At 66.5% G+C, this 7,118-nt stretch carries 5 protein-coding genes; 4 read left to right on the forward strand and 1 reads right to left on the reverse strand.

Annotated elements, in window-relative coordinates; genetic code table 11:
* Positions 1 to 215: 215 nt before the first annotated feature.
* From V7787_RS44890 to V7787_RS44905, 4 genes are all read left to right on the forward strand, one after another.
* Entirely contained in the window at positions 216 to 1,688 is a 1,473-nt protein-coding gene (locus tag V7787_RS44890) for a leucyl aminopeptidase (protein ID WP_336094157.1), read from the forward strand.
* Between the two features lie 90 nt (positions 1,689 to 1,778).
* Complete coding sequence (locus tag V7787_RS44895) at positions 1,779 to 2,204, forward strand: DNA polymerase III subunit chi (RefSeq protein ID WP_336094159.1); 426 nt, start codon at positions 1,779 to 1,781, stop codon at positions 2,202 to 2,204.
* A gap of 342 nt (positions 2,205 to 2,546) precedes the next feature.
* Positions 2,547 to 5,333, forward strand: a complete 2,787-nt coding sequence (locus V7787_RS44900; protein ID WP_336094160.1) for a valine--tRNA ligase — start codon at positions 2,547 to 2,549, stop codon at positions 5,331 to 5,333.
* Between the two features lie 361 nt (positions 5,334 to 5,694).
* On the forward strand, positions 5,695 to 6,573 hold the full coding sequence (locus tag V7787_RS44905; protein ID WP_336094161.1) for a DUF2785 domain-containing protein: 879 nt from the start codon (positions 5,695 to 5,697) through the stop codon (positions 6,571 to 6,573).
* 9 nt (positions 6,574 to 6,582) lie between these two features.
* Here V7787_RS44905 and rimI read toward each other — a convergent pair whose 3' ends face one another.
* Entirely contained in the window at positions 6,583 to 7,071 is a 489-nt protein-coding gene (rimI, locus tag V7787_RS44910) for a ribosomal protein S18-alanine N-acetyltransferase (RefSeq protein WP_336094165.1), read from the reverse strand.
* Between the last annotated feature and the right edge of the window lie 47 nt (positions 7,072 to 7,118).

Raw genomic sequence — 7,118 nt, forward strand, 5'->3', positions numbered from 1 at the left:
AAACTCGGGGGTTCGTTCGACGGCCGTCCGGCCCCGCGCGCCTCCAGACCTTGGTCCGGAAGCCGGGTCCAAGCCCCGGTTGCGAATCCACGCGCGCCTTGCGGCGCCGGATGCCTTGCGGCTCCGGCCGCGGGCCTTGCGGTCCGCGACGCCGGCTTCGACTTAGCCTGACGATTGTACGTACTCACCTTCTTATCTGCTCGGGAATCTGTTGGATGACCCTCGAATTCGACCTGAACCGCGACGCGGCCGCTGCCGCTCAAACCGATTGCGTCGTGGTAGGCGCCTTTGCCGACAAGACCCTGACCGCAGCCGCGCGAACGCTGGATGAAGCCAGCGGCGGCCGCCTGACCGCGCTGCTGGAGCGCGGCGACATCAGCGGCAAGACCGGCAAGACCTCGCTGCTGCACGACCTGCCCGGCGTGACCGCGCCACGCGTGTTGGTGGTCGGCCTGGGCGACACCGGCAAGTTCGGCGTGGCCCAGTACCTCAAGGCCGTCGGCGACGCCGCGCGCGCGCTCAAGGCCGGCCCGGTCGAACACGCGGTGCTGACCCTGAGCGAAGAGCCGGTGCTCGGCCGCGACGCCGCCTGGGCGATCCGCCAGGCCGCCATCGCCGCCGACCACGCCTGCTACCGCTACACCGCCACGCTGGGCAAGAAGAAAGACGAACCCGGCCTGCGCAAGCTCGCCATCAGCGGCGCCGACACCACCGCGCTGGCCCAGGGCCAGGCCATCGCCGCCGGGGTGAAGTTCGCCCGCGAGCTCGGCAACCTGCCGCCCAACGTCTGCAACCCGGCCTATCTGGCCCAGCAGGCCACCGAATTCGCCAGCCGCTTCGACACCACCGATTGCGAAGTGCTCGACCGCGATCAGATGCAGGAGCTGGGCATGGGCTCGCTGCTGGCGGTGGCCCGCGGCTCGGCCAATCCGCCCAAGCTGATCGTGCTGAAGTACAACAACGGCGGCGACGCCAAGCCTTATGTGCTGGTCGGCAAGGGCATCACCTTCGACACCGGCGGCATCAACCTCAAGGTCCAGGGCGGCATTGAGGAAATGAAGTTCGACATGTGCGGCGCCGCCTCGGTGCTGGGCGCGTTCGTCTCGGCGGTCGGCATGCAGTTGCCGATCAACCTGGTGGTGATCGTGCCGGCGGTGGAAAACATGCCCGACGCCGACGCCTACCGCCCCTCCGACGTGCTCACCAGCATGTCCGGCAAGACCATCGAAGTCGGCAACACCGACGCCGAAGGCCGGCTGATCCTGTGCGACGCGCTGACCTATGCGCAGCGTTTCGAACCGCAGGCCCTGCTCGACGTGGCCACCCTCACTGGCGCCTGCGTGGTCGCGCTGGGCAAGTTCGCCACCGGCCTGATGAGCAAGCACGACGACCTCACCGCCGAACTGCTCGGCGCCGGCGAAATGGTGTTCGACCGCGCCTGGCGCCTGCCGCTGTGGGACGAATACCAGACCCAGCTGGAATCGACCTTCGCCGACGTCTACAACATCGGCGGCCGCTGGGCCGGCGCGATCACCGCCGGCTGCTTCCTGTCGCGCTTCACCGAAGGCCAGCGCTGGGCGCATCTGGACATCGCCGGCGTATCCAACGAGGAAGGCAAGCGCGGCCTGGCCACCGGCCGTCCGGTCGGCCTGTTGTCGCAGTGGCTGTTGAACCAAGCCGGGAATTGAGATCCGGGATTCGGGATCGGCAAGGCTTTGTCGCCGATCCCGCCCGCTCTATCGCATTCCCGATCCCTACTCCCCAATCCCGGCTATTCGATGCCCCGCGCTGACTTCTATCTGATCCAATCGCCGCGCTTCAAACAAGAACCGCTGCGGTTGGTATGCGAACTCGCGCGCAAGGCGCACGACGCCGGGCTGCCGACGCTGATCCTGGCGCGCAACGCCGAGCAGGCCGAGCAGCTCGACGACATGCTCTGGGACATGGGCGAGGACGCTTACATCCCGCACCAGATCGCCGGTCTGGACGAGGACGAAGAAGAGGCCGACGTGCTGATCGCCGCGCCGGAATCCGCGCCGGCCTTGCGCACGCTGGTGATCAACCTGCGCGACGCGGCCGTCGCCGACGGCTTCGAGCGCGTACTGGAAGTCGTGCCCGCCGACGACTCCGCGCGCGGCCCGCTGCGCGAGCGCTGGAAGCAGTATCAGGCGCGCGGGTTGACGCTCAACAAGCACGACATGTAACGGCGGGATGAGGAACGATTCGAGTACCGGCGAGCGATGCACTGGACACTCGACGCATTCTCCCCACCCACCGTCATTCCGGCGAAAGCCGGAATCCATTTTGATGTTGCTCCGCTCTGCTACGGACTCTTGGCTGGGCGGCAATAAAAGCCAGATCAAAATGGATTCCGGCTTTCGCCGGAATGACGGGAGTTGAAGGGGCGCCGCCTCTGCCGGCCGTCCCGCTACGCATCACGCCCACGCATCACGCATCACGCATCACGCATCACGCATCACGCATCACGCAACAACATCGCAACACGATCCGCCCCCGCGCCACCGCCGCAACAAAGAACCCAGACCATGACCAACGCCCTCGCCCCCAGCTACGACCCCAAACAGTTCGAAACCCGCCTGTACGAACAGTGGGAAAGCAGCGGCGTATTCAAGCCGCGCGGCGAGGGCGAGCCGTACACCATCCTGCTGCCGCCGCCTAACGTCACCGGCACCCTGCACATGGGCCACGCCTTCCAGCACACGCTGCAGGACGCGCTGATCCGTTATCACCGCATGCGCGGTTACGACACCTTGTGGCAGATGGGCACCGACCACGCCGGCATCGCCACCGAGATGGTGGTCGCGCGCAATCTCGGCGCCGAAGGCCTGACCCGCGACGGCCTCGGCCGCGACGGCTTCATCGAGAAGGTCTGGGAATGGAAGGGCCACTCGGGCGGCACCATCGAACGCCAGATGCGCCGCCTGGGCACCTCCGGCGACTGGTCGCGCTCGATGTTCACCATGGACCCGATCGCCTCCAACGCGGTGATCGAAGCCTTCGTGCGCATGCACGAGCAAGGCCTGATCTACCGCGGCCAGCGCCTGGTCAACTGGGATCCGGTGCTGAAGACCGCGATCTCCGACCTTGAAGTGGTCAACGAGGAAGAAGACGGCTTCCTGTGGTCGATCGCCTACCCGCTCAGCGACGGCAGCGCGATGCTCACCGTCGCCACCACGCGCCCGGAGACCATGCTCGGCGACACCGCGGTGATGGTGCATCCCGACGATGAGCGTTACGCCCACCTGATCGGCAAGACCGTGACCCTGCCGCTGAGCGCGCGCGAGATTCCGATCATCGCCGACGCCTACGTCGACCGCGAATTCGGCACCGGCGTGGTCAAGGTGACTCCCGCGCACGACTTCAACGACTACGCGGTCGGCCAGCGCCACGGCCTGCCGATGATCAACATCTTCACCCCGGACGCGGCGGTCAACGACAACGCGCCGGCCAAATACGTCGGCCTGGATCGCTACGAAGCGCGCAAGGCCGTGCTCGCCGACCTGGAAGCCGAAGGCCTGCTGGTGGAAACCAAGCCGCACAAGCTGCAAGTGCCGCGCGGCGACCGCACTAACCAGGTGATCGAGCCGTATCTGACCGACCAGTGGTTCGTGCAGATGGACAACTTGGCCAAGCGCGGCCTGGAGCTGGTCGCCGGTTCCGATGCAAAGCCGGGCAAGATCCGTTTCGTTCCGCCGAACTGGATCAACACCTACCGCCACTGGATGGAAAACATCCAGGACTGGTGCATCAGCCGCCAGTTGTGGTGGGGCCACCGCATTCCGGCGTGGTACGACGCGCAGGGCAACATCTTCGTCGGCTACGACGAAGCCGATGCGCGCGCGCGCGGCGGCATCGGCGCCGAGGTGGCGTTGCAGCAGGACAGCGACGTGCTGGAAACCTGGTTCTCCTCGGGACTGTGGCCGTTCAGCACGATGGGCTGGCCGAACCAGGAAACGATGGACGCGCGCGGTTTCGAACGCTTCGTGCCGTCGTCGGTGCTGGTCACCGGCTTCGACATCATTTTCTTCTGGGTCGCGCGCATGATCATGCTGACCGACCACTTCACCAGCGAGATCCCGTTCAAGGACGTCTACATCACCGGCCTGGTGCGCGACAAGGACGGGCAGAAGATGTCCAAGTCCAAGGGCAACGTGCTCGACCCGATCGATCTGGTCGACGGCATCACCCTGGACGAACTGGTCGCCAAGCGCACCACCGGCCTGATGAATCCCAGGCAGGCCGAGAAGATCGAGAAAGCCACCCGCAAAGAATTCCCCGAAGGCGTGCCGGCGTTCGGCGCCGACGCGCTGCGCTTCACCATCTCGGCGCTGGCCACCCACGGCCGCGACATCAAGTTCGACCTGGGCCGCGCCGAGGGTTACAAGAACTTCTGCAACAAGCTGTGGAACGCCACCCGCTTCGTACTGATGAACACCGAGGGCGCCAGCTTCAGCGGCGCGCCGCAGCCCAAGACCGACGCCGAATGCTGGATCCTGGCGCAGTTGGCCAAGACTTCGGCCGAGGCCGAAGCGCACTTCGCGGCCTATCGTTTCGACCTGCTGGCGCAGAGCCTGTACGAATTCGCCTGGAACGCGTTCTGCGACTGGTTCGTGGAGCTGTCCAAGCCGGCCTTGCAGGGCGAAGACCGCGAGGCCGCCGACAGCACCCGCCACACTTTGCTGTACGTGCTGGAGCGTTTGCTGTCGCTGCTGCATCCGCTGATTCCGTTCGTGACCGAGGAACTGTGGCAGCAGGTCGCGCCGAAGCTCGGCGTGGCCGAGACCACGATCATGCTGCGCCCGTATCCGCAGGCGTCCGAACTCGCCGGCGACTATGCCCAGGCCGAGGCCGATGTGGAGTGGCTCAAGGCGATGGTGTCGGCGTTGCGCAAGGTGCGCAGCGAGTTGAACGTCAAGCCGTCGGATTTTGTGTCGTTGTTGCTGACCAAGGGCGATGGCAGCGACCGCGCGCGGGTCGAGCGGCTGGCCTCGCAGCTCAAGTTCCTCAACAAGATCGACCGCATCGACTTCATCGACGACGCGGCCACGGCGCCGCCGGCCGCGCCGGCGGTGGTGGGCGAGCTGACCTTGCTGGTGCCGTTGCCGGCCGACAAGCTCGATGCCGAACGCGTGCGTCTGGACAAGGAGATCAAGCGCGTCCAGGGCGAGTTGGAGAAGAGCAAGAACAAGCTGGCCGGCGATACGTTCGTGCAGAACGCGCCTCCAGCGGTGGTGGAGCAGGAACGCAAGCGTTTGGTGGATTGGAACGTGCAGCTTGAAGGTTTGACTGCGCAGCGGGCCAAGTTGGATTGATCGGCTTTTCGAAGAGGTTTTCGGATTGTTGGCGAAGAAGCCGCGACTGGGTCGCGGCTTTTTTGTTGGGCGTGGCGATTGGCTAGCAAGAGCAAATCCCCCCTACCCCCCTTTTTCAAAGGGGGGAACAGCAACAGCAACAGCAACAGCAACGGCGGCGGCGGCGGTGGCGGTGGCGGTGGCGTAGCCGAAGCCCCCGACAATTCGCCCCCTTTGCAAAAGGGGGCTGGCGCCTGCGCAGCCCGTATCCAGACATATCCAACTGCGCCGGGGGATTTGCCCGCGCAAATCGCAAATCCAGGCTCTTGCCCTCCCCAAACCCCGCCCCCTAGGCTAGATCACCGCGACCAGAGCCCACCTCATGCGCCCTGCCCTGCTCCTGGCCCTGTGCTTGCTCGCCGCCCCAAGCTCCGCCCAACCCTGCCCACCCGCCGGACACACCGCCGCCTCCCTGCAAGCGCTGAAAGCCAAACAATTCGCGCTCGCCGACGCAGCGGAAAAGCGAACGCTGGCCACCGGCCTGCTCGCCTGCCTGTCCGACCCGAATCCCGACCTCCGCGACAGCATCGCCTATGAAGCGTTGAGCCAATGGATGCGCGCCGGAGATTTCGACGCGCCCACGCTGCGCGCGATCCGCGACTCGCTCTACAGCCTGCTCGACGGCGAGGACCGCGCCGGCTTCGGCAAGCCCTTCGCCGCGCTGGCGCTGTCGGAAGTGGCGCGAACCGACCGGGTCGCGCCGTGGATGAGCGCCGAGGAACGCGCGGCGATGGTCGAGCGCGCAGCAGCCTATGTCGAATCGGTCAGCGACTACCGCGGCTACATCGAAGGCGACGGCTGGCGCCACGGCGTCGCTCACGGCGCCGATTGGCTGATGCAGTTGACCTTGAACCCCGCGCTGGACCGCGCGCAATACCAGCGCATCCTCAGCGCGATCGCCGCGCAGGCGGTGCCGCGCAGCGGCCATGCCTATGTGTTCGGCGAACCCGAGCGTCTGGCCAGGCCGCTGTTGTTCGCGGCCAAGCGCGGCCTGCTTTCGAGCGAAGACTGGAGCGCGTGGTTCACAGCATTGGCGGCGAAGGTGGGCAAGCTCGATCGCGCGGACTATGCCGGCTGGCTCGGGCGCCGCCACGATTTGATGGCGTTTTTGACGCTGCTGTACCGGGAAGCGGACCAGAGCGACGACGCCGCGATCAAGGCGCTGAAACCGGCGATCGCCGCGGCGCTGAAACCCGCCTGACGGCCAGGCCTATTCCTCGGCGAACAGCTCGATCGCCATCACCAACGCGTCCTCGCGCCCGCCACGCGCCGGGTAGTAACGCGGACGGCGACCGATCTCGTTGAAGCCTTCGCTGTGATACAGCGCGATCGCGCTGGGGTTGGACGGACGCACTTCCAGAAACACCCGCTCGGCGCCGCGGCCGCGGGCGATGTGCAGCAGCGCGCGCAGCAACTTGCGGCCCAGGCCATGGCCGTGCGCTTCCGGCGCGACGCAGACATTGAGCACGTGCGCTTCGCCGGCGGCCACGCTCATCAGGAAATAGCCGACGATCCGGCCTTGTTCGGTCAGCACCCACGAGGGGTAATCGGCGCGCAGACAGTCGCGGAAGATCCCCGGCGTCCACGGAAATTCGTAGGCGCGGATCTCGATGGCGTGGACGGTTTCCAGATCGTCCTCGCGCATCGGCCGCAACGCGGGCGGCGCGGTGGCGGCATCGGCATCCAGGTCCGAAGCCATTGCGTTCATCCGCGCGCAGCCCCGCGCCGCAGCGCGCGCAGGCGCGG

The sequence above is a fragment of the Pseudomonas sp. CGJS7 genome (assembly GCF_036961695.1).

Coding starts and splice junctions, on each gene's coding strand:
- rimI (WP_336094165.1), bottom strand. CDS start 7,071: ATGGCTTCGGACCTGGATGCCGATGCCGCCACCGCGCCGCCCGCGTTG.
- V7787_RS44905 (WP_336094161.1), top strand. CDS start 5,695: ATGCGCCCTGCCCTGCTCCTGGCCCTGTGCTTGCTCGCCGCCCCAAGC.
- V7787_RS44900 (WP_336094160.1), top strand. CDS start 2,547: ATGACCAACGCCCTCGCCCCCAGCTACGACCCCAAACAGTTCGAAACC.
- V7787_RS44890 (WP_336094157.1), top strand. CDS start 216: ATGACCCTCGAATTCGACCTGAACCGCGACGCGGCCGCTGCCGCTCAA.
- V7787_RS44895 (WP_336094159.1), top strand. CDS start 1,779: ATGCCCCGCGCTGACTTCTATCTGATCCAATCGCCGCGCTTCAAACAA.